We start from the raw sequence: 22,928 nt of genomic DNA, 5'->3' as shown, positions 1-22,928 counted from the left end.
AAGGGCATTTCAAATCAGATACTTGTACACTCATATCAAAATAATAGGCATCCAATTCTTTTTGGAAAGTTGGAAGGGGGCATCGGTTAAATTTAGCCGGAAATGTCAATCAAATCAATCAAAAAACGACAGTCATCACCTATATCAAAAACAATCCATCCGGATTGAAGTCAATGCAGGCTGGTGCGTAAAACAATCACATGGGAAAGATTTTTTTGTGGCCAGCTGTTTTGCTGGCTTCTATCCAGGTCTTGGATGCCCAGATCATTGAAAAAAAGAAGTATACCACCATGGCCATTGAAGATGGACGAACACCGATCATTGATGGGGCCATGGACGATCCAGTATGGGATATCGTGGAGTGGGGCGGTGATTTTATCGAGGTCCGACCAGATGAAAATACCCCACCTAGCTTTCAGACCAAGTTCAAGATCATTTACGATGCCAAATACATCTATTTTGGCATACGGGCCTTTGATGCGGCGCCGGACAGTATTGTTCGGCGCATGGGCCGTAGGGATACCTTTGATGGCGATTGGGTGGAAGTGGAAATTGACAGCTACCACGACCTACGAACTGCATTTTCCTTTACGGCAACGGTGGCTGGGGTGCGGGGGGATGAATTTATCTCTAACAACGGAGATGATTGGGACAGTAGTTGGAACCCCATTTGGGTAACCAAAACCCAGATTGATGATGAGGGTTGGATCGCCGAAATAAGAATTCCATTGAGCCAACTGAGGTTTAATGCTGATAAGGAACAGGTGTGGGGGCTTCAGGTGCTACGGCGTTATTTTAGAAATGAGGAGCGCTCCGTTTGGCAGCGCATTCCCCAAGATGCTCCGGGCTGGGTCAGTGAGTTTGGGGAACTCCATGGATTAAAAAACCTTACCCCTCAAAATCAGTTGGAAATACAGCCTTTTACGGTAACGCAGCTAAAAACCTATGAAAAAGAGGAGGGAAATCCCTTTAGGGATGGCAATGATTTTAAGTTGAACGGGGGAGTGGATGCCAAGATTGGGGTGACCAATGACCTTACGTTGGATCTCACCGTGAACCCCGATTTTGGACAGGTGGAGGCCGACCCTTCGGCCATTGCCTTGGATGGCTTCCAGATATTTTTTCAGGAACGGCGTCCCTTTTTTGTAGAGAACAAGAACATTTTTGATTACAGATTTTCGCATGCCTCGGACAATCTATTTTATTCGAGGCGCATAGGAAGGACCCCGCAAGGATACCCCAGTGTGTCTGGTGACCAATATGTGGACCGACCGGGAAACACTACTATTCTTGGTGCGGCCAAATTTTCGGGAAAGACCAAGAATGGGTGGTCCATTGGGGTTATGGAGAGTTTAACGGCCAAGGAGTATGCTGAAATCGACACCAATGGGGAGCGAAGCGAGGAATTGGTGGAACCGCTTACCAATTATTTTGTGGGGCGATTACAGAAAGACTTTAATAACAACAATTCATACGTAGGGGGTATCGTAACGGCCACCAATCGGTTTGATGTACCCGACCAACTCAATTTTTTGCATACCGATGCCTATTCGGGTGGGTTGGACTTTAAACACCAATGGAGCAACCGGAACTACTACCTCATGGGCTATTCCATTTTTAGTAAGGTAAAGGGGAGCAGGGAGGCCATTGCCGCCACCCAAAATACCTTGACGCACTTGTTCCAACGCACGGATGCCGATCATGTGGAGGTGGATTTCACCCGAACCTCCTTGGCGGGAACCGGAGGGAAATTGGAGTATGGAAAAGTAGGCGGTGGTAATTTGCGATATACCATTGGCGCTTTTTGGAAATCCCCTGAACTCGAGATCAACGATATTGGATTTTTGAGGCAGACCGATGAGTTTCGCCAATACAATACGGTGGCCTACGAATCTACCCGCCAAATGGGAAAGTTTAGGAGAGTAGGAGCCAATTTTAATTACTTCAACAGTTTTGATTTTGAGGGGAACCGCAATCGCATGCAATACCAATTTGGGGCCGATGGCACTTTTTTGAACAACTGGGGCTTTGATGTGGGCGGGGGGCATATTCCCATTAATTATCGTACAGCGCACTTGCAGGGTGGTCCACGATTCAAGCTCTCACGGGAAAATTTTGTCTGGTTCATTGCCAATACCGATTTACGTAAAAAACTACGGTTTAGTGCCGATCTGCTCTATTCGGAAGCCAAGCAAGGCCACTTCACCATTTTTGAATTTACCGGCGGGATTACCTATCAGCCCTCCAATGCGTTGAGCGTATCCTTTAGTCCACAGTATGCCAGATACCCCCATAGAACCCAATATGTCACGGAGACCCAATTCAATGGGATGCCCAGATACATTACTTCGGAAATAGACAATAAAACATTGAGCGCGGCCATTCGGGTGAACTACACCATAAATCCCAACCTCACCATTCAATACTATGGGCAGCCTTTTATTGCAAGGGGGCGGTATTCCCATTTCAATTACATCACCAATCCAGTGGCGGAAAATCTTTTTGATCGCTATGAATTGTTGGAAGAAGGGCAGATAGTTAGGCAGTCCGATACGGAAATGTATGTGGTGGATGAAAATTTGGACGGCACTGTGGATTACAGTTTCGATGATCCAGATTTTTCCTTGGTGGAGTTTCGGTCCAATTTGGTGGTACGTTGGGAATACATCCCGGGGTCGGAGCTGTTTTTGGTCTGGTCGCAGGGGATATCCAACTTCATGGACCCATCAGCCAGTTTGACCCGCGGATTGGAGTCGGGCATTTTTGGGCAAAAACCGGAGAATATTTTCTTGATGAAACTCACCTATCGATTGGCTTTATGATCATATCAAACCAGAAAAAAAGAGCTGAATGAGAAAGACAATAAACATAATCTGGGCAGTACTGATGCTGCTAAGTTGTGGATTGAAAGTAAAGGCACAGCACACCCAATATGCCATGGGTATTGTGTTCCGGGAAACCCCTTTTGCCGATATCAGAGGAGCCAAGATGGTGGCCAGGGAGGATGCGGGCAACAAAAAACATTTTGAATTGGATTATGATGAAAAGGGAAGGTTGGTGGAGTGCCGCTATGTACTCAATGATCAACTGGTTTCGTTTTCGGACCGATTTGTACGAGCGCCCAAAATTAAGGTCAGCTATCAGGAAAATAAAGAAATACGCACATTTTACAACGAGTTTGGTCATCGAACCTTGGTCTCCGGGGATGTGTATGAAGCACGGTTTGTTATTAATGAGAAAGAAGAGAGAACAGGTCTGACCTTCCACAATATTGCAGGGGACATCATTGATAATGATTTTGGCATCGCCAAATACGTTTGGGAGACTTTGCCCAATGGCGATGTTATGGAATGGCGTTACAATACCAAAGATGAGCTTGTCCGAAATCGGCCGGAATTTCAATACTTCGTAACCCTGTTCTCCTACAATACACATGGTCTACTGGCCCAAATGACCAATTTTGGAAAAGAAGGCAAGACCCCCACGCCCGATGAGGCAAATGTGGTCACTACCAAAGTTGGATACAACGCTCACGGACAGTTTACGGAATGGTCCAACTATGATGGGGAGGGCAGATTGACTCGGGGTATGACCAACATTGCCAAAATAGCCTATATCCCTTCCGATTTTTTTTCGGAACAGGAAGCTGCTTTCATTGATGAAAACAATGGGCCACAACTCACCAATTGGGGAGTTCATAAAGTAGTGTATCGTTTTGATGAACACGGCAATGAAGTAGGACGGGCTTTTTTGGATACGGAAGACAGGCCCACCAATTCCAATAGTGGTATTGGAATCATCAGAGCCACGTATAGTTCTGATGGAAGGTTTTTGGCTACAAGGTCCTTTTTTGATAAGGATGGAAACCCTATTGGATTGGGTGCGAACAAGATTCACGAATATAAGACCCAATTTGACGCAGAGGGGCGACCTATCCGCGGGTTTTACCATGATCTGGAAGGAAAGCTTGTCAATGGGTCGGGAGGTTATGCCATAGAAGAAAACCATTATGATGAAAGAGGAAGGTTGGCGGAGCGTAGCTATTTGGATGCTGATGAAAACCCGGTCAACAATACCCAAATAGGGGTTCATAGATTTGAATATCAATATAAAAATGGAACCGATTTGGAGGCGGTCAATACGTTTTTCGTAAATGGGAAAAAGGCCCAGCCCAATTGGAACCCCAACCACTAAAAATTGAAGTCATGAAAATAGTCAATGTATGTAGTGTATTGGTCATGGTACTGCTCATGGCATGTGGCCAGACCCAAGAACCACTTCCCCAAGTTTTGGAGACGTGGAAACAACAAATTGCCGATTCCGAGACCGCTTTTGCACAAATGGCCAAGGAAGAAGGGATGAACAAGGCCTTTCTGGCCTACGCCGCCGAAGATGCCGTTCTCATGAGGAACAATCAACTCATTGAGGGCAAGCAGGGTATTGCCGATTTTATGCAGAACCAAACCTCAAAAGGATTGGCTTGGAAACCGGAATTTATCGAAGTCTCCAAATCCGGGGACCTGGGCTACACCTATGGGTACTATACATTTTCCTATGAAGATGCCGAAGGCAATCCAGCAGAGGCCAAAGGCGTGTTCCATACCGTTTGGAAGCGCCAAGAGGATGGCACATGGAAATTTGTTTGGGATTGATATCGAAAAAAAACAGCAACAACTCAAAAAACGAACATATGAAAAACAGGATGATGGCAGTTTTAGCCCTAACGGCTACAACCATGGCCTTTGCACAGGGGAAACAACAGCTCCAAGACGATTTTTATACCTACGTGAACCACCAATGGTTGGACAGCACGGAAATCCCTGCGGCCTATGGCTCTTGGGGTAGCTTTCATGAGGTCTATTTTGCAAATCAGGACCGAATCAAGGGCATTTTTAAGGAGCTTACGGAGAGCAATACAACCTACGAAAAGGGTTCAACGGAGCAAATGGTGACCGATTTCTATGCCAGCTGTATGGATACCCTACGATTGGAAAATCTGGGGTTGAAACCCCTTAAAGCGTACTTGGACAAAGTGGAACAAATCACCACCAAAGAGGATTATTTAGCACTGACCGCACAGCTATATACCAAAGGTATTCAGGCGCCCATTGGGACCTACACCGTTCTGGATGCCAAGAACAGCTCCGTGTATGCCCTCTATCTAAGTCAGTCTGGCTTGAGTCTGGGCAACAGGGCCTACTACTTGGAAGACAATCCACAGTATCAGGAGTTTCGGGACAAATACCTGGAATTGATGACGGATATCTTCAAAATGCTGCAATTGCACCAAGGCAAGGAGCGGGAAGCGGCCCAAAAAATCTTCGAAATGGAAACCCGGATGGCCCAAATCCATAGAAGTCCGGTCCAACTTCGGGATTCGGAAAGGAACTATAACAAAAAGACCATGGCCGAGCTCAACCAACTCACATTCAATGTGGATTGGCCCAAGTATTTTAAGGATTTGGGGTTGAACAAGGAAGTGGACTATGTTATCGTGAACCAACCCGAGTTTTTGGCCATGTTCGACCGAATGTTGGATGATTTCTCCATTGCCGATTGGAAGACCTATATGCAATGGAAGGTGATTCGGGGAACAACCCCCATGTTGAACAATGCCATCCGAGATCGAAGCTTTGCTTTTTACCAAACCACATTGAATGGGGTGGAAGAGGAGTTTCCGCGTTGGCAATTGGCACAAAACTCTACAGACATAAATTTGGGTCAACCTTTGGGCAAGCTCTTCGTGGAAAAATACTTTCCCAAGCGGAACAAGGACAAAATGATTGGCCTCATCGATAATTTAAAGCAAGCGTTCCATCAACGGATAAATCGGTATACATGGATGACTGAAGAGACCAAAATCCAGGCCCGCCATAAACTGGATAAAATGGGAGTAAAAGTAGGGTACCCCGATAAATGGTTGGATTATACTGCGGTGGACATCAAGGCCAATGATTACTTTGGCAACGTAATCAGGTTAAGGGAGCATGACTATTTGCGGCAATTGAACCGTTTGGGAGACTCAATTGACCCCAATGCGTGGGGCATGACCCCGCCCACGGTCAATGCGTATTTTTCTGCCTATCGGAATGAAATTGTCTTCCCCGCAGGGATTCTTAACCCGCCTTTTTTTGATTATGATGCCGATGATGCCACCAATTATGGTTCTGTAGGGGTTATCATTGGGCATGAGATCACCCATGGATTTGATGACAATGGCAGTCTGTACGACGCCGATGGAAACCTGAAGTCCTGGTGGACCCCCGAGGATAGGGAACGGTTTGAGGCAAGGGCCAAAAAGATAGAGGAACAGTTTGATGCCTACGTGGTACTGGATTCCATCCATGTGAACGGCAAGCTCACTTTGGGAGAAAATATTGGCGACTTGGGCGGCTTGGCCATTGCCTTTGAAGCCATGAAAATCAATCAGGCCGAAAAAGGTGCCCAAGTCATCAACGGACTAACGGATGAGCAGCGATTTTTTCTCGCTTATGCCAAAATGTGGCGAGGTAAGTATCGGGATAAGTCCTTGGAAAACCTAGTAAAAACAGATACACATTCCCCTAGTTTTTATCGGGCCAATGGAGCATTGTCCAATTTTGAGGAATTCATCAAAGCTTTTGATATTCCCAAAGGCAGCAAAATGCGGCGTGAGGAAATCATAACTATTTGGTAGGGTTGTTATTTATGTTCATGGAAAGGGTCCGGCCATTTTGGTTTGGGTCCTTTTCTATTGAAATTGTCCCCTGTATTGGGTGGGAGTGCACCCTTTCAGTTCCTTGAATTTTCTATTGAAATTGGCCAAGTTGCTAAAACCACAAAGTTCAGAAACCAAGGAAATGGGAAGTTCGGGTTGGTAGATGATTCGTTTTCCGGCATTCTCTATCCGTATTTCAATCAAAAACTGAAAGAAGGTCTTGTTGGTACGCTTTTTAAAATACCTACAAAAGGCATTTTTGCTCATATGGGCTATTTCCGAAACCTCTTGCAAGGTAATTTGCTCGTGGTAGTGATCCATGACGTGATCGAATACCTTGTTCAAGCGTTTTCCCTCATCGTCCGAAAAAGCCTTGTTGTATACAAATGAAGAAAGAGGTTGGGTTTCGGATTTTGTTATTTGGTTGATAATCAAAAGTAGGGAGGCAATCTGTTCCAATTTGTTCTGTTGCCGTAACTGCTTAAAAAGAGCGATGGTATTTTCCTTATGGGAAACCACTTTCATCCCGTATACCGATTGTTGAAAGAAGGGGTGGGTGGCCGCGAGGTCGGGAAGAGCGAAAAAATCTTTTCCAAAGGAATCCTGGTCAAAAAACAATGTGCGCATGACGGATTTATTCGTGGTGTTGGTATCACTCCGGAAAACATGGGGGACATAACTCCCAATCACTAAAATGTCGTTGGTCTTATATTCATTGAAGGAATCCCCAACAATAAGGGTGCCTGCTCCCTTTTCAATGTAGCTTATCTGGATTTCGGCATGTTGATGGAGTTGATCATAGAAAACCTTTTCCCGGTCCTCTTGGTACACCAAGGCTTCATCTTTGGGTTTGGGTATTTTAAAGGGTAGTATTTTCATAAGAATGATACAAAAATCATCATAAAATACATAAAAAATATGTTTATAGGATAATATAATATTGGAACTGGGTAATTTTCAGACCGAAGATTGGGCTTGTCTCTTCTAATTTTGTGATTAAAACATATCGTTATGCTACAATGGAAAGGCGTAATGCCAGCAGTTACCACAAAGTTCACCGCTAGTGACCAATTGGACCTTGACATGTTTGAAAAGAACATCAAAGCGCAGATGGAGGCAGGGGTCCATGGAATTATCTTGGGAGGTACCCTAGGGGAAGCCAGTACCCTTGAACCGGATGAGAAAGAAACCCTGATCAAAACCTCATTGGCCATAGCGGATGGAAAAATACCTGTGGTCATGAATGTTGCGGAGCAAAGCACCAAGGGAGCCATTCTCATGGCTCAACAGGCTGAAAAGGCAGGTGCAGACGGACTCATGGTATTACCTCCCATGAGGTACAGGGCCACCGATTTTGAAACCGTGACCTACTTCAAGGCCATTGCCAACAATACTTCACTGCCCATAATGCTCTACAATAACCCTGTGGATTATAAAATTGAGGTAACTTTGGATATGTTGGAAGATTTGCTGGAATGCAGCAATATTCAAGCGATAAAGGAATCAACAAGGGATATTACCAATATCATCCGATTACAGAATCGTTTTGGGGACCGTGTAAAGGTGTTCACAGGCGTGGATACCTTGGGTCTGGAAAGTTTGGCCATAGGGGCCGATGGTTGGGTAGCCGGCCTGGTCTGTGCCTTTCCAGCCGAAACGGTTGCGATTTACGAATTGGTTAAAGCGGGAAGGATCAACGAGGCCCTTGAAATCTACAGATGGTTCATGCCCTTGTTGGAACTGGACATCAGCCCACAATTGGTGCAGAACATTAAATTGGCCGAAGTGGCCACGGGCATCGGTGCGGAAAATGTGAGGCCACCTAGATTGCCCTTGCAGGGTGGGGAAAGACAAAGGGTATTGAAAATCATCGAAACAGGCCTAAAGAATAGACCCACATTACCCGATTATAAAAAACTCAGTAGCAACGCATAATGATTACAGGCAAAAACTACATTGGAAACAACTTGAGTGGGAAAGGGGATGTGAAATTCACGACCTTGAACCCAAAATTGAACACGGAGAACCCTTCAACTTTTGTGGAAGCCACCACTGAAGAAGTGGATATGGCCGCTGAATTGGCTTGGGATGCTTTCAAAACATTCAGAAAGATTCCCGGAAAGCAACGGGCGGCGTTCTTGAATGCCATTGCAGACCATATTTTGGAGTTGGACGAGGAATTGGTGGAAAGATATACTTCCGAAACCGGACTTCCCGAAGGAAGGGCCAAAGGCGAGCGAGGACGGACCGTTTTTCAATTGCGGTCTTTTGCCGAGTTGGTTGCCCAGGACGATTGGCGGGAAAATACATTTGATGCGGCTGAACCGGACCGAAAGCCTATTCCCAAAGTGGATTTAAGAAAAACCTTGATTCCCATGGGACCTGTGGCGGTATTTGGGGCGAGCAACTTTCCGTTGGCCTATTCCACGGCAGGCGGGGATACAGCAAGTGCTTTGGCGGTAGGGTGTCCTGTGATTGTGAAGTCGCATCCCATGCATGCGGGTACCTCGGAATTGGTGGCTTCTGCCATTGTCAAGGCGGCCCAAGAGACAGGAATGCCCAATGGGGTATTTTCCTGTGTCAACGGAGGTGTGGACGTGGGAGTGAACTTGGTGAAACATCCCAAGATAAAGGCAGTAGGATTTACCGGAAGTATCACAGGAGGTCGAGCACTGTTCGATTTGGCCTCACAACGGGAGGAACCCATCCCGGTATTCGCGGAAATGGGGAGTATCAACCCCGTGGTCATCACGCCCAAGGCCATTTCCCGAAGGGCCGATGAAATTGCGCAAACCTATGCAGATTCCATAACATTGGGAACAGGACAGTTTTGTACCAATCCGGGATTGCTGTTGACCATCAAGGATTCCAATACCCGAAATTTTGTCGAAACATTGGCTGAAAAGACCGTGGCCATTACACCACAGTGCATGTTGCACCCCAATATTAAAAAGGGGTATTTGAAGAATGGTGGGGAGGTGACCTCCCAAAAAGGTGTGGAAAGTATTTCCAAAAGGGATGAAGATGTGAAGGTCAATGATGCCCCAGCGGAAGTTGCCACAGTTTCAGGAGCCGATTTTTTGAACAACCCCAAAATGCACAAAGAGGTTTTTGGGCCTTTTTCTTTGGTGGTACAGTGCAAGGATGAAGAAGAACTCTTTCAGGTCATTGAAAACTTGGAAGGCCAGTTGACCGGAACCTTGATTGCTGAAAAAGATGATGATTTGGATTTGGAAACCTTGGTGGATGTGCTCCAAAACAGGGTAGGGCGTATCATTTACAACGGTGTTCCCACTGGGGTTGAGGTGTGCCCGTCCATGCAGCATGGCGGACCTTATCCGGCATCTACGGATTCGAGGTTCACTGCGGTGGGCATCCATTCCATCAAAAGATGGGCAAGGCCGATCAGTTACCAATCCTTTCCAGAAGAATTGTTGCCCACTTACTTGAAGTAAGGTTGTATTTTTAAGCACGATATAATTTAGTTGAAGCGCTAGCCGTGGCAAGAAAGACGTTTTTTTGTGTGGATGCCCACACCTGTGGAAACCCTGTGCGTTTGGTAGCAGGAGGAGGTCCCATCCTTTTGGGACGGAATATGAGTGAAAAACGACAGCATTTCCTCAAGGAATTTGACTGGATTCGAAAAGGGCTTATGTTTGAGCCAAGGGGCCATGATATGATGAGTGGCAGTATCCTCTTTCCGCCACACGAGCCCGAAAATGACATTGCAATTCTTTTTATTGAAACCTCAGGCTGTTTGCCCATGTGCGGTCATGGGACTATTGGGACCATCACCATTGCTTTGGAGGAAGGATTAATTCAGCCTAAAATCCCTGGAAAAGTTAGAATGGAAGCCCCTGCGGGTTTGGTCGAGATCGAATACCAACAGACGGGCATGAAAGTGGATTGGGTGAAATTGGTAAATGTGAAATCCTATTTGGCGGCCGAAAACCTGACCGTGGAATGCCCGGAGTTGGGAGAAATCACCTTTGATGTGGCCTATGGCGGGAACTACTACGCCATTGTGGACCCGCAGGATAATTTTAACGGAGTACATGATTTTTCAGCATCCAAGATCATTCAGTATTCCAAGGTGGTCCGGGAACGAATCAATGCAAAATATCCCGATAGATTCATCCATCCTGAGAATACGACGATTCGGGATGTCAGTCACATGATGTGGACAGGAAACCCTTTAGAGCCAACCTCGTCAGGGAGAAATGCCGTGTTTTATGGAGACAAGGCTATTGATCGTTCGCCTTGCGGCACGGGAACATCGGCCCGTTTGGCGCAATTGCATGCGAAGGGCAAGTTGAAGGTAGGGGAAGACTTCATCCATGAAAGTTTTATTGGGAGTAAGTTTATTGGCAGGGTTGAAAAAGAGACTACTTTGACCAATGTCAATGCCATTGTACCCAGCATCCAAGGGTGGGCACAAATAACAGGGTATAACACCATCATCATAGATGATGACGATCCCTATGCCCATGGATTTCAGGTTTTGTAGAGCTTACTGTGTTGATTAAGACTTGATTTTCTTGTCCAATAGTATCTGAAGCTCACTTTTTTTCAATTGACTATTGAAATTTTTGACTTCTACGTTCATAAAGGTTTTGAATTTGTCATCAACGTCTTTGAGCCTTTTGTTGAAAATGGAGTAGACCTCCCCTTGTTGGTCAGTGGGTCTAAAGTCCAAACCGTTTCCGGTGATATCGCTGGCAAGGGCACTTAAACGACCGTATAGTTTCATCGGGGACCGAAAGGCATCTTCCCGGGCACCGGTCAAATGAATGTCATACAGGGAAGCAGCAATAGCTTCGGCCATGGATTGGAGCTGTTCTGCCTTTTTCTTATCGTTTTTGTTTCGCAACTGTGGAATGATCTCATTCAGTTCGGCCCGAATGGATTCAATATCATTGATCATGGTCACCGCCAAGTTTATGGCATCCCTGAGCTCTAGGGAAAAGGCCACTTGTTTTTTGATGTCCTCCAAGGTTCCTTCGGTGGAAGGGTCTTTCAGGACTTCCACTTCCCGGACATATGCTGTTTCCCCAACAATCAGTTTTACTTTATAGGTATCTGGCACCACTCTGGGACCGTATTGTCCCCGCATCAAATCCAAGTCCCAGGTGACCAAGGGACGCCAACCCTCACCGTTCAGTTGTACCCAAGGTCGGCCAGGGGGAGTGGATTGCAATTTGGGTTTGTAAGTGGGTTCGTATCTAAGGTCCCACATCACCCTATGGATGCCGGCGTCATTCTTTCCTTGGAGTGTGCGCACGATTTCATCATTGGAGGTAAGAATCTGGATTTCCACTTTTTGGTCGGTACTGTCTTTTAAGAAGTAGTTGATGTCTGCCCCATAGGCAGGATTGGTACCGGAGTTAAGACTGGGTCCGTCGGTCTTTATGCTCTGTTTTTCCTGAAACCGATAGGAGGGCCGTATGCTGAACAGATGGGCATCCTTGCCTTGGGCATTCATGTCGTATTCGCGTAGAGGCGAAATATTGTCCAGAATGTAATACCCTCTTCCGTAGGTTCCCACGACCAAATCATCAAACCGCTCCTGGATTTCCAACCAATATACCGGTGCTGGGGGGAGATTGTTTCGCAGGCGCATCCAACTTTGCCCATCATTGGTGCTCACATAGATACCATTGTCCACACCCAAATAGAGCATGCCCTCCCTTTTGGGGTCTTCCTTGATCACATGGGCAAAACTATGGACGGATTTAGGCACTGTGCCGCTGACCAGCTTCCAGCTTTCGCCATAATCCGAAGTTTTGTACACATAAGGGTCAAAATCGCCCATTTGGTGAAGGTCCACGGAAATGTATGCCGTTCCCTTCTTGAATCGGGAAGGCTCTATATTGGCAATGGTCCCCCATTGGGGAAGGTCTGGAATGTTTTGGGTTACATTGGTCCAAGTTTCCCCTCCGTTTTGGGTTAAATGTACCTGCCCGTCATTGCTTCCGGTCCAGATGTGTCCCGGTTCCAATTTGGATTCTGCAATACTAAAGAGCGTGGCGCCATCAAAAGTCATTAGGTTATCAATGGCCACCCCGCCTGAATTTTGTTGGTGTGTCTTGTCGTTTAAGGTCAAATCGGGACTAATGACCTGCCAACTTTGTCCGTCATCATCACTTTTATGCACAAACTGGCTCCCTACATACACCCGATGTGGGGTATGGGGCGAAAAAGCCAACGGAAAGTTCCAATGCCATCGGTACTTTAATTTGCCAGGTTCCCATCCATATCCGGCTTCGGGCCAAACGCGCACATCACGAGCATGGCCGGTTCGGGCATTGTACCGTTGAAGTCCACCATCATAGCAACCGGACCAAACTATATCATTGTCAAAGGGGTCAGGTTGGGCAAATCCACTTTCACAACCTCCCACACCTTCCCAGAGACCTAGGGGAATATAACCTTGAAGACTGTTGCTGGGCCCTTTGTACGAATACCCATCCTGACGGTTTCCATATACATTATACGGGATTTTGTCATCAACCGCGGCGTGGTACATTTGGGCAATGGGCAGGACGATTCGCTGAAAGCTTACCCCGTGGTTTAGGGTGATGCTCGCGCAACCGTCATGGGCGACCATCATACGGTCTGCATTGGTGGGGTCCAGCCAAATATCGTGATTGTCCCCGCCTGCGGCATATCCTCCGGATATGGTTTTTCCGGCATCTGTTGAGGTGCTGAATTTTACACTGGCAAAATAGATTTCGTCCGGGTCTGCCGGGGAAACGGCCATACGGGTGTAGTACGGTGCCCTTTCGGCAATATCATGGTTTCGGGTTTGAAGGGTCCATGTATTACCAAAGTCCTCGGAACGATATAGGGCCGGGCTGTCAATTTCAAAAAGGGCATAGACTACATCAGGTTGGGAAGGGGCAATGGCCACGGCTGTTTTCCCAACGGGTTGGTCTTTTCCTCCGGGCAAGCCGTATTTGGATAGCGCTTCCCAAGAATTGCCGCCATCGGTGGTGCGGTACACACCGCCTCCCGGTCCACCACTGTTCAGACCCCAGGTATTGATGTGAATCGACCACATGCCTACGAGCAGTCGGTCTGGATTTTTTAGGTCGATGGCCAGTTCTGCCGCTCCTGTATGCTCATCTATGAACAAGATCTGTTTCCAAGTTTTTCCACCATCAGTGGTTTTGTACACGCCACGTTCCTGTTGGGGGCCATAAGTATGGCCCAGTGCAGCGGCATAGACAATGTTCGGATTAGTGGGGTGAACGATTACCCTCCCGATACGTCCAGTTTTTTCAAGGCCCATTCTTTTCCAGGTTTTTCCTGCATCTTCAGACTTGTAGATGCCATCACCCATGGCGTGGGCTGGACGGATGACAAAAGTCTCACCCGTTCCTACCCATACGATGTTGGGGTTTGAAGGAGCCAAAGCCACCGATCCAATGGAGGAAACCTCTTGACCGTCAAAAATAGGATTCCAGTTGATGCCTCCATCCATGGTTTTCCAAAGGCCACCTGATGCTGCACCAATATAATTGACCATGGGGTCGCCCGGCACCCCTGCTATGGCAATGGCCCTATTGCCTTCGGGCCCTATAAACCGAAATGTAAGATTTTCAAAAAGCGTTGAATCTACTTGGGACCACGAAGTGGTGGTCTGTAGACAGAAATAGGATAACAACAGGAATAGGATTCTCATAAAGGTCTGTTTAGATGGGTCGTGCGAACTAAGATAACTAAAAAGGATGGTGCCGGGGAGGTATAGGCCACAAGAACATTTTTAGTGCAAAGGACTTTATTTAAATCCATTGACTAAATATGCGCGTTTAATGCAGTTATTGAATTTAAAAGAAAATAAAAATGCATAAAAACAGCATAAAATGAATTACAAAAGTACATTGAATGTATTTTTTGCTTAAATTGTGCACGTTGTTAAAGAAATCAAGAGGTATGGAGGACGATAAGAAGGTGGTGATCGGCATTGATCTAGGGGGGACCAAAGCGGCTGGAGGGCTTTTCCGGCTTGAGGGTGCCCTATTGACCAAAAGAGTAAAGAAGCTTGAGGGAAGAACGGGTGAGGCTGTTGGGGTCTTGATCGTGGATTTGATAAATGGGCTTTTGCGAATTGCAAAGGAGGAAGGATTGCAGGTGACCGCTATTGGAATTTGTGTTCCCGGAATATACAACGAAATAGACAACACGGTTTGGGCTCCAAATATTCCCGGATGGGAAGAATTTAGATTGAAGGAAGTCATTGAACAAGGTATGAGTGCTGCCAGAATACCGGTGGCTATCGACAATGACCGTTCCTGTTCCATTCTTGCTGAAGTTTGGAAAGGAAAGGCCAAAGGTTGTAGACATGCGTTGTTTGTTACTGTGGGTACGGGGATAGGCGTTGGTATCTGGGCCAATGGTATGGTCTTGAACGGTGCCCATGGAATTGCCGGTTCCATTGGATGGATGGGAATGGACGTAGCGCTCTCTTCCACCGACCGTCAAAGAGGGAATTTGGAACAATATGCGTCGGGAAGTGGAATTTCGAGTCATGCCGCCAAACTTCTCGAAGAATCCCCTGGGGTTGAGAGCAGTCTGCGAAGAATCCCCAAAAAGGCCCTTTCCGCAGAAGATGTATTCAAAGCTTATCAGGCAAATGACCCGATTGCAGTTTCTGCTTTGGAAACGGCCATTGCCTATTGGGGTGTCTTTACGGCCAATTTGATAAGCACATTCAACCCGGAGAAAATCATTTTTGGAGGAGGTGTTTTTGGTCCCGCTTCCCAATTTATGGATAAGATCGTATCGGTGTCCGAACAATGGGCCCAACCCATCAGTTTTGGCAAAGTGTCCATAGAGGCTTCTACCTTGGAAGGTGATGCAGGACTGGTGGGAGCGGGCTATTTGGCACTTAAGTCATTGAAGAATAAAGTTTAATTGTGGTAATGGAAGGCTCAAAATACAATTACAAAGTGGTTTTTGTGGCAGCATGTCTGGGCATGTTGCTGTTTGGGGTCGTGATGATTTCCTTGGGGTCATTGTTGCCTTCCATTTCAAAAAGAATCTATCTCAGCAAGCTAGAAACAGGGGCTACCCTGTCTTTGTTGCCCTTTGGTATATTGCTGGGGTCCATGGTCTTTGGTCCCTTGGTAGATCGGTTTGGGTACAAGTTTATATTGATTATTGGAGGGCTACTTTCATTTTTTGGATTTGAAGGCCTTGGTATTGCGGCCCAGTCTAATCATTTGAATTGGGCCATTGTTGTGATCGGACTGGGAGGTGGAATTTTGAACGGTGCCACCAATGCCTTGGTTTCGGATATCAGTAAGGATAAGCACAGTGCCAATTTAAGCCTGTTGGGCGTCTTCTATGGTGTGGGTGCTTTGGGTGTTCCTGCCATGGTGGGCTTTTTGCAAAAATATTTGGAACTGGATGTGCTCATTTTTTGGATGGGTATGGGGATGTTATTGCCCGTGATCCTTTTTGTCATAACCGCTTTTCCGAAACCAAAAAATGCCCAAGGGTTTCCTATTGCCCAAGGTTTTGGAATGTTGAAGGATCCCATTCTGTTGCTATTGGGCTTTGTCTTGTTTTTTCAAAGTGGACTGGAAGGGATAGCCAATAATTGGACCACAACATTTTTGGAATCTGAAAGGCAGTTTGAGGCAGCGGATGCTTTGTTTACCCTGTCCCTTTTTGTGGCCGGACTTTGTGTTGCCCGATTGCTGTTGGGGAAAATATTACGGGTGATGAACCCATATACAGTATTGCTTTTAAGTGTCTGTGTTCTTATGGCAAGTGCATCCGTTATCTGGATTTTTCAAACCCATTTACTTTCCTTGATTGGCCTTGTGGGCTTCGGATTTGGTCTTGCAGCTGGTTTTCCGGTGGTGTTGGGCTACGTAGGAAAAATGTACAAAGAATTAACGGGTACCGCCTTTAGTCTGGTCATTACCATAGCGTTGATCGGAAATGTATTGAGCAACCATCTTATGGGGTGGGTTTCCCAATACTTCGGCATAGGGTTTTATCCGGTGCTTCTGATGCTACTGGTATTGGTCATGGGTGGACTTATACTCGGATTGCGAAGAAAATTAAATCAATTTTAATATTAAATATATCAGTAATGTTAGCAAAACAGTGGCTTAACAATGCCAGGAATGTAATGTCCGAAATCGAGGAAACCCAAATGGAGAACATTCAAAAAGCGGCCGAGATCATGGCCGATTCAATAGAAAAGGGAAAATGGGTACATACCTTTGGGTGTGGCCACGCCACGCTGCCCATTGAGGAAATGTATCCCAGAATTGGTGGGTTTGTGGGCTTTCATCCCATTGTGGAGCTACCCCTTACCTTTTTCACCAACATTGTTGGTCAGATGGGGGTGGATCAGTTTATCTTTTTGGAGCGGGTGGAAGGTTATGGCCGTGAGATCATGAAAGGGCACAATTTTGACAAGGAAGATACCATGTGGCTGTTCTCCCATACCGGGGTCAATGCCGTAAACATCGATATTGCTTTGGATGCCAAGGAAAAAGGCATGAAGGTCATCGTGTTCGGTTCAGCGGCCGAAGCCAAAGATAAGACCACCAAACATTCCTGTGGAAAAACATTGTTTGAACTTGCCGATTTGGTGGTGGACACCTGTGCGCCAGGTGAAGATGCGTCAGTGCCATTGAAGAACCATGTGGACAAAGTGGGCCCGGTTTCCACTATGGCGTTTATCACGGCGGTGTGGATGACCGTTACCACAGTGGCCGAAATATTGGCCGACAGAGGGGTCAAACTCCATATCCATCCATCGCACAATGTCCCCGGGGATTCAACCTCCAAGCAGCGGTTGGCAGATGCGTTGAGTGAATACAAGAGAAGGATTGCAGGGGTTTAAGATTGAAACATGGCGTACTTGATAATCAACGCGGATGATTTTGGAATGAGCGATCATTTCAATGGGAGTATCATCCAACTTTTGTTGGAAAAGAAAATCACTTCCACAACGGTGATGGTAAACCGAATTTCGGATAGCCAGGCCGCAACGGTGAAGGAGCTAAAATATCTAAATGGATACAGTGATATCAGCGTTGGTCTGCATGTTGAGTTCACGTATGACAAGCATAGGGAACAAGTGGAGGGGCAATACCAGAAATTCATCGATATTTTTGGTATAGCTCCTAGCCATTTGGATGTGCACAAAGAGCATTTGCACACCAAGTACCACTCCATTGTGGCAAAGTTTTGTCGCGAGAAAGGATTACCGTTCCGGAATCATGGTAAGGCTTTTAGGGGAGTGGTGATGCCGGACAAAAAATATTTTTATGGTTCCGTGGAGGATTTTTTGGAAATAGATGATTGGCTAAAGGGACTGAAAAAGGGAAAGACCTATGAGTTGGTCTTTCACCCCGGTACCTATGACCCCAGTTGCTATTCCAGTCTTAATAGGGACAGACAATGGGATATTGACCATATTGGGAGAATCCATAGGGACTATTTGAATTATAATTTTGATTTGATCAACTTCAATGACCTTAAAAAGGATTGATTGGATCGTTAAACTACTTTTTGATATGAAAAACAGGCAGCTGTTGGTTCTTTTTCTTTTTTGCTTGACCTTGGGTAGTGCCCAAGAGGAAAAATCTTGGATACGGATAAATAATTTGGGGTATTTGCCCCAATCCATAAAAGTGGCGGTATTGGGGTCCAAAGCAAATATGGACGTAATATCATTTTCCTTGGTGGATGCGGTTACGGGAAAACAGGTGTATTCATCCAAAAAAGTGACGCCCAAGGGTGCTTACGGCCCTTTTGAATCATCGTATCGGTTGGATTTTAGTGACTTTGAGGGAACTGGAAAGTATTTTGTTCAGGCCAATGGCATTACCTCCCCAGAGTTTGATATCAACGCCGATGTTTACGACAACACGGCGGATTTTCTTTTAAAATATATGCGGCAACAGCGCTGCGGATACAATCCATTTTTAACGGATTCGTGCCATTTGGATGATGGTTATATCATCTATAACCCCAAAAGGGAAGGGGAACGCATTGATGTCACCGGCGGATGGCATGATGCTACGGATTATTTGCAATACACGGCTACTTCGGCCAATGCGGTATACCAATTGTTGTTGGCCTACAGGGAAAACCCGGGAGCATTCGGGGATAGGTTCCAAGCCAACGGACTCCCGGGAAAAAATGGCATTCCCGATGTGATTGATGAGGCCAAGTTCGGGATGGATTGGCTCAAAAAAATGAACCCTTCCCCAGAAGAGTACTACAACCAAATTGCGGATGACAGGGACCATGCTGGGTACCGTTTGCCCAACAAGGACACTGTGGTTTACGACGAGAACAGAAAGGGTAGGCCAGTCTATTTGGCCTCTGCTGAAAAGCAAGGACTTAAAAAATATCAAAACCGCTCCACTGGGGTGGCTTCCACGGCCGGTAAGTTTGCCTCTTCTTTTGCCATGGGAGGGATGATATTGAAAGAATTCTACCCAGATTATACCGAGGATCTTCTTTCCCGGGCGGTGGATGCTTATAAGTATGGCAAAAAGAATCCAGGGGTCAGTCAGACGGCACCGTGCAAGGGGCCTTATTTTTATGAAGAGGAAAACTGGTATGATGATATGGAACTGGCTGCCGGGGCCCTGTACAATCTTACAGGAGATGATAGGTATAAAAGGGAAGGGATTGATTTTGCCGATCAAGAACAGGTTTCCCCATGGATGGGAAGGGATACCGTTCGGCATTACCAATATTACCCTTTTTTGAATGCTGGACATTTTGAGCTAGGTGTTTCAGGAAAAAAAGAAAAGGCCAAGGATATGGCCGCACTCTACAAAAAAGGTCTGGAGGCCATTCGGCAACGGGGAAAAGACAATGCTTTCCTCATAGGAACGCCCTTTGTGTGGTGTTCCAATAACTTTGTCACCGCCGCGGTAACACAATCGCATATGTACCATGAACTTACCGGGGATGACACTTATTTGGAAATGGAAGCAGCGCTCAGGGATTGGTTGTTCGGGTGTAATCCATGGGGAACAAGTATGATCGTTGGGTTGCCAGAGCACGCCGATTCGCCTGTAAAACCCCATTCATCCTTGACCGTGCTGGAGGGATATGCTACCTATGGAGGGTTGGTGGATGGACCTGTGTATGGTTCCATTTTCAATAGCCTTATCGGTATCAAGTTGGAAGAGGATGATAGTTATGCAGAGTTTCAGTCCGATTTGGTGGTCTATCATGATGATGTTGGGGATTATTCCACCAACGAGCCCACCATGGATGGGACAGCCTCTTTGGTATATTATTTATCTTCCATGGAATCCAAAAGCCAAAAAACTGGGCATCAAAAAGCGAATTTCACCTATGATGATAGCGGAGCTTTGATACGTGGGAACACTTCCGAAAAGAAAATCAACCTAACATTTACCGGAGATCAATATGCCGATGGGTTGCCCACTATATTGACGGTGTTGGACAAACATCAAATCAAGGGATCGTTCTTTTTTACAGGGAATTTTTATCGAAATCCAAAGTATGCAGGCTTGATCAAGAAACTAAAGGACGGAGGACATTACTTGGGAGCACATTCGGATAAGCATTTGCTCTACAATGACTGGTCTGACCAAAAGATGCTGTTGGTAAGCCAAGAAGAGTTTCAGCAAGATTTGTTGGACAATTATAAAATCATGGCGCAACATGGGGTGCAAAAAGAGGATGCTCCCTTTTTCTTGCCTCCTTACGAGTGGAACAGTAGTGAAATTACGCAATGGACCAACCAATTGGACCTGAGTTTGATCAATTACACGCCCGGGACCATTTCCCATGCGGATTACACCACTCCAGATATGAAAAACTACCGGGGCAGTGATGAGATCATGGAATCCATTTTAGCTTATGAAGCAAAGGAGGGGTTGAATGGTTTCTTGCTTTTGACGCATGTGGGCACGGACCCCAAACGCACGGATAAACTGTATGCCAAGCTGGAAGAGCTTATAATTGCCTTGAACGGTAGGGGCTACGATTTTGTGGCCTTGGCCGAGGTGTTGGATAAAAAGAATCCGTGACGACGGAAAGTGTTTTTATAGTTCTAGAGTAGTGTAACGCCTGTGGCCCGGTACTCGTCCAACCTCTTGTCCGTAGGGTCCAAATCGGTGATAAGGGTGGAGATTTCATCAATGTCACATACAATATGACTCTGTTTTCGGTCGAGTTTGTCCGAGGTAACCAAGGAAATGGTCTGGTCCGAAGCGGCCACAAACTCCCGTTTAATGCTGGCTACCTCATAGGAGCCTTCGGTAATGCCGGATGGGGTGATGCTCCCTGTTCCCACAAAGGCGTAATCGACCTTGAGCCTGGAGATTTTTTGTATAACGTCCAAACTAATGGTGACCAAAGAGTTTTTGTTGATTTTTCCGCCCAAAAAGAAAAGTTCAATATTGGGGCGATTGGCCAATTCCATGGCAATGGGCAAACAATAGGTGTAAACGGTAGCCCGGATATCGTTGGGCAGAAAACGTGCCATGGTCAGGTTGGTTGTGCCGTCGCTTATGATCATGGAAGCGCCATCATCAATAAGGGTCACCGCCTTTTTGGCAATCGATTCCTTTTTGTCGTTGTTGATGATAAGGTTGTGATTGTAGCTGTAATATTTTTGGGTCTTGCTGATGGCTCCGCCATGCACCTTATTAATGAGACCTTCGGCCGAAAGGCTGTTCAAGTCCCTTCGTATGGTGTCTTCGGAAACATTCAGCTCCATGGCCAATTCATTGGAATACACTTTTCTTTTGGAATTGACCAGATTGAGAATGATGTCTTGTCTTTTGTCCTTGTTCATTGCGTGGAATAAAATGCTAAACTAAGGATTTGCAGGACTATTTACATGGAATACGTGCATTTTGATGCGATTTTGATGGTCATTGCATATGATTTTAGGGAAAATACATCAATATTGCGCAGATGATGCGGGTTTTTGGGTATTGTCAACAATTCAAATAGATCTATTAAATGGATTCTTTTATGGCGGACCATGTGTGGGGTGAATTGTATATTTTAGTGACTCGGATTATTTGGAGTCGCCTTGATGCCACATTTCTCCCGACCTTATAAATAACTCACTTAAACTTGATTGAAGAATACTAAAAACTTTTTATGGGAAAACAAGATTCAAAGCGTAGACAATTTATGAAGAATGCCGTGCTCGGTGGAACGGCTTTATTTGCAGAACCGTATTTAAATGCCTCAGAGCCTGGGGTTGTCCATGAAGAATCAAATTTGATAGTTCCGAAGCAACAGGGGCTACAGATAACGGGCACTTTCTTGGATGAAATATCCCATGATATTCCCCATCAGAATTGGGGTGAAAAGGAATGGGAAAAGGATTTTCAGCATATGAAGGCAATTGGGATAGATACGGTGATCATGATCAGGTCCGGTTACAGGAAGTTTATCACCTATCCCTCGGAATATCTTCTTTCAAAAGGGTGTTATAGGCCTTCGGTAGACTTATTGGAGTTATTTCTTCGGCTTGCGGAAAAGTATAAAATGAAGTTCTATTTCGGTCTATACGACTCAGGAGAATATTGGGATACTGGGGATCTGACCAAGGAAATCGATTCCAATCTGTATGTAATCGATGAGGTTTGGAAGAACTATGGTAGTCGGTACAAAAGTTTTCAGGGCTGGTACTTAAGTGGTGAGATCAGCAGAAGGACCAAGGGCGCCATTACATCTTTTCACAAGTTGGGCAAACAGTGTAAAGAGGTCTCTGGCGGACTGCCCACATTGATTTCCCCTTGGATAGATGGAAAAAAGGCCGTGGCCGCGGCTTCGGGAACTCTGACCAAATCCGAAGCGGTGTCCGTTGTGGAGCATGAAAAAGAGTGGGACGAAATATTTTCCGGAATCCATGAAGTCGTGGATGCCTGTGCCTTTCAAGACGGGCATATTGATTATGATGAATTGGATGCCTTCTTTGAAGTAAACAAAAAATTGGCCGATCGCTATGGAATAGAGTGTTGGACGAATGCTGAATCCTTTAGTAGGGATATGCCCATAAAATTTTTCCCTATAAAATTTGATAAGCTGAGAATGAAGCTCGAAGCGGCGCAACGGGCAAACTATCATAAGGCCATTACCTTCGAGTTTTCGCATTTCATGAGCCCGCAATCGGCATATCTCCAAGCGGGTCATCTATATAACCGATATAGGGAGTATTTTGGGATATAAACTTTGGGAAGACGAGTGTTGC

General features: G+C 45.9%; 16 protein-coding genes. 13 read left to right on the top strand and 3 right to left on the bottom strand.

The genetic code is table 11. The features are described from left to right. Nucleotides 1–200: 200 nt before the first annotated feature. From ACPD8L_RS07895 to ACPD8L_RS07880, 4 genes are read left to right on the top strand one after another with little or no spacing between them, the layout of a single operon-like run. A complete protein-coding gene (locus ACPD8L_RS07895) occupies nt 201–2,822 on the top strand; it encodes a DUF5916 domain-containing protein (RefSeq protein WP_423942822.1) in 2,622 nt (873 codons plus the stop codon). Between the two features lie 28 nt (nt 2,823–2,850). Beyond that, complete coding sequence (locus ACPD8L_RS07890) at nt 2,851–4,194, top strand: hypothetical protein (RefSeq protein ID WP_423942821.1); 1,344 nt, start codon at nt 2,851–2,853, stop codon at nt 4,192–4,194. Between the two features lie 11 nt (nt 4,195–4,205). Continuing rightward, the gene (locus ACPD8L_RS07885; protein ID WP_423942819.1) at nt 4,206–4,652 is read left to right on the top strand and encodes a YybH family protein; all 447 of its coding nucleotides are present in this window, start codon (nt 4,206–4,208) and stop codon (nt 4,650–4,652) included. A gap of 38 nt (nt 4,653–4,690) precedes the next feature. Further along, a complete protein-coding gene (locus ACPD8L_RS07880) occupies nt 4,691–6,676 on the top strand; it encodes a M13 family metallopeptidase (RefSeq protein WP_423942817.1) in 1,986 nt (661 codons plus the stop codon). A gap of 54 nt (nt 6,677–6,730) precedes the next feature. Here ACPD8L_RS07880 and ACPD8L_RS07875 read toward each other — a convergent pair whose 3' ends face one another. After that, nucleotides 6,731–7,576: an AraC family transcriptional regulator gene (locus ACPD8L_RS07875; protein ID WP_423942815.1), complete on the bottom strand. Its 846-nt coding sequence runs from the start codon at nt 7,574–7,576 to the stop codon at nt 6,731–6,733. 132 nt (nt 7,577–7,708) lie between these two features. On the opposite strand from ACPD8L_RS07875, the gene ACPD8L_RS07870 reads away from it, so the two are divergent. Genes ACPD8L_RS07870 through ACPD8L_RS07860 form a run of 3 tightly spaced genes read left to right on the top strand, consistent with a single transcriptional unit; the run spans nt 7,709 to nt 11,204 of the window. Beyond that, a complete protein-coding gene (locus tag ACPD8L_RS07870) occupies nt 7,709–8,632 on the top strand; it encodes a dihydrodipicolinate synthase family protein (protein WP_423942813.1) in 924 nt (307 codons plus the stop codon). Beyond that, nucleotides 8,632–10,152: an aldehyde dehydrogenase (NADP(+)) gene (locus ACPD8L_RS07865; RefSeq protein WP_423942811.1), complete on the top strand. Its 1,521-nt coding sequence runs from the start codon at nt 8,632–8,634 to the stop codon at nt 10,150–10,152. The genes ACPD8L_RS07870 and ACPD8L_RS07865 overlap by 1 nt, the downstream gene beginning before the upstream one ends. Nucleotides 10,153–10,196: 44 nt before the next feature. Continuing rightward, a complete protein-coding gene (locus tag ACPD8L_RS07860) occupies nt 10,197–11,204 on the top strand; it encodes a 4-hydroxyproline epimerase (RefSeq protein ID WP_423942810.1) in 1,008 nt (335 codons plus the stop codon). A gap of 15 nt (nt 11,205–11,219) precedes the next feature. Here ACPD8L_RS07860 and ACPD8L_RS07855 read toward each other — a convergent pair whose 3' ends face one another. Then, nucleotides 11,220–14,381 carry a WD40/YVTN/BNR-like repeat-containing protein gene (locus ACPD8L_RS07855; RefSeq protein ID WP_423942809.1) on the bottom strand — a complete coding sequence of 1,054 codons (3,162 nt, stop codon included), beginning with the start codon at nt 14,379–14,381 and terminating at the stop codon, nt 11,220–11,222. A gap of 251 nt (nt 14,382–14,632) precedes the next feature. Here ACPD8L_RS07855 and ACPD8L_RS07850 point away from each other — a divergent pair, with 251 nt between their 5' ends. From ACPD8L_RS07850 to ACPD8L_RS07830, 5 genes are read left to right on the top strand one after another with little or no spacing between them, the layout of a single operon-like run. After that, a complete protein-coding gene (locus ACPD8L_RS07850; RefSeq protein WP_293302043.1) occupies nt 14,633–15,613 on the top strand; it encodes an ROK family protein in 981 nt (326 codons plus the stop codon). An 8-nt stretch (nt 15,614–15,621) separates the two neighbouring features. Next, entirely contained in the window at nt 15,622–16,785 is a 1,164-nt protein-coding gene (locus ACPD8L_RS07845) for an MFS transporter (protein WP_147300864.1), read from the top strand. Between the two features lie 17 nt (nt 16,786–16,802). Then, complete coding sequence (locus tag ACPD8L_RS07840; protein ID WP_423942807.1) at nt 16,803–17,564, top strand: sugar isomerase domain-containing protein; 762 nt, start codon at nt 16,803–16,805, stop codon at nt 17,562–17,564. 9 nt (nt 17,565–17,573) lie between these two features. Next, nucleotides 17,574–18,215, top strand: a complete 642-nt coding sequence (locus ACPD8L_RS07835; RefSeq protein ID WP_116218516.1) for a ChbG/HpnK family deacetylase — start codon at nt 17,574–17,576, stop codon at nt 18,213–18,215. Between the two features lie 25 nt (nt 18,216–18,240). Next, complete coding sequence (locus tag ACPD8L_RS07830; RefSeq protein ID WP_423942806.1) at nt 18,241–20,745, top strand: bifunctional glycoside hydrolase family 9 protein/polysaccharide deacetylase; 2,505 nt, start codon at nt 18,241–18,243, stop codon at nt 20,743–20,745. 23 nt (nt 20,746–20,768) lie between these two features. On the opposite strand, the gene ACPD8L_RS07825 is transcribed toward ACPD8L_RS07830, so the two are convergent. Then, entirely contained in the window at nt 20,769–21,515 is a 747-nt protein-coding gene (locus tag ACPD8L_RS07825; RefSeq protein WP_423942805.1) for a DeoR/GlpR family DNA-binding transcription regulator, read from the bottom strand. A gap of 314 nt (nt 21,516–21,829) precedes the next feature. Here ACPD8L_RS07825 and ACPD8L_RS07820 point away from each other — a divergent pair, with 314 nt between their 5' ends. Next, nucleotides 21,830–22,906, top strand: a complete 1,077-nt coding sequence (locus tag ACPD8L_RS07820) for a DUF4434 domain-containing protein (protein ID WP_423942803.1) — start codon at nt 21,830–21,832, stop codon at nt 22,904–22,906. The last annotated feature ends 22 nt before the right edge of the window (nt 22,907–22,928 follow it).

The sequence above is a fragment of the Flagellimonas algicida genome, assembly GCF_049629585.1.
GTDB lineage: Bacteria > Bacteroidota > Bacteroidia > Flavobacteriales > Flavobacteriaceae > Flagellimonas.
The sequence above is the reverse complement of the archived record's forward strand: the minus strand, read 5'-3'. Positions and strand labels throughout refer to the sequence as shown.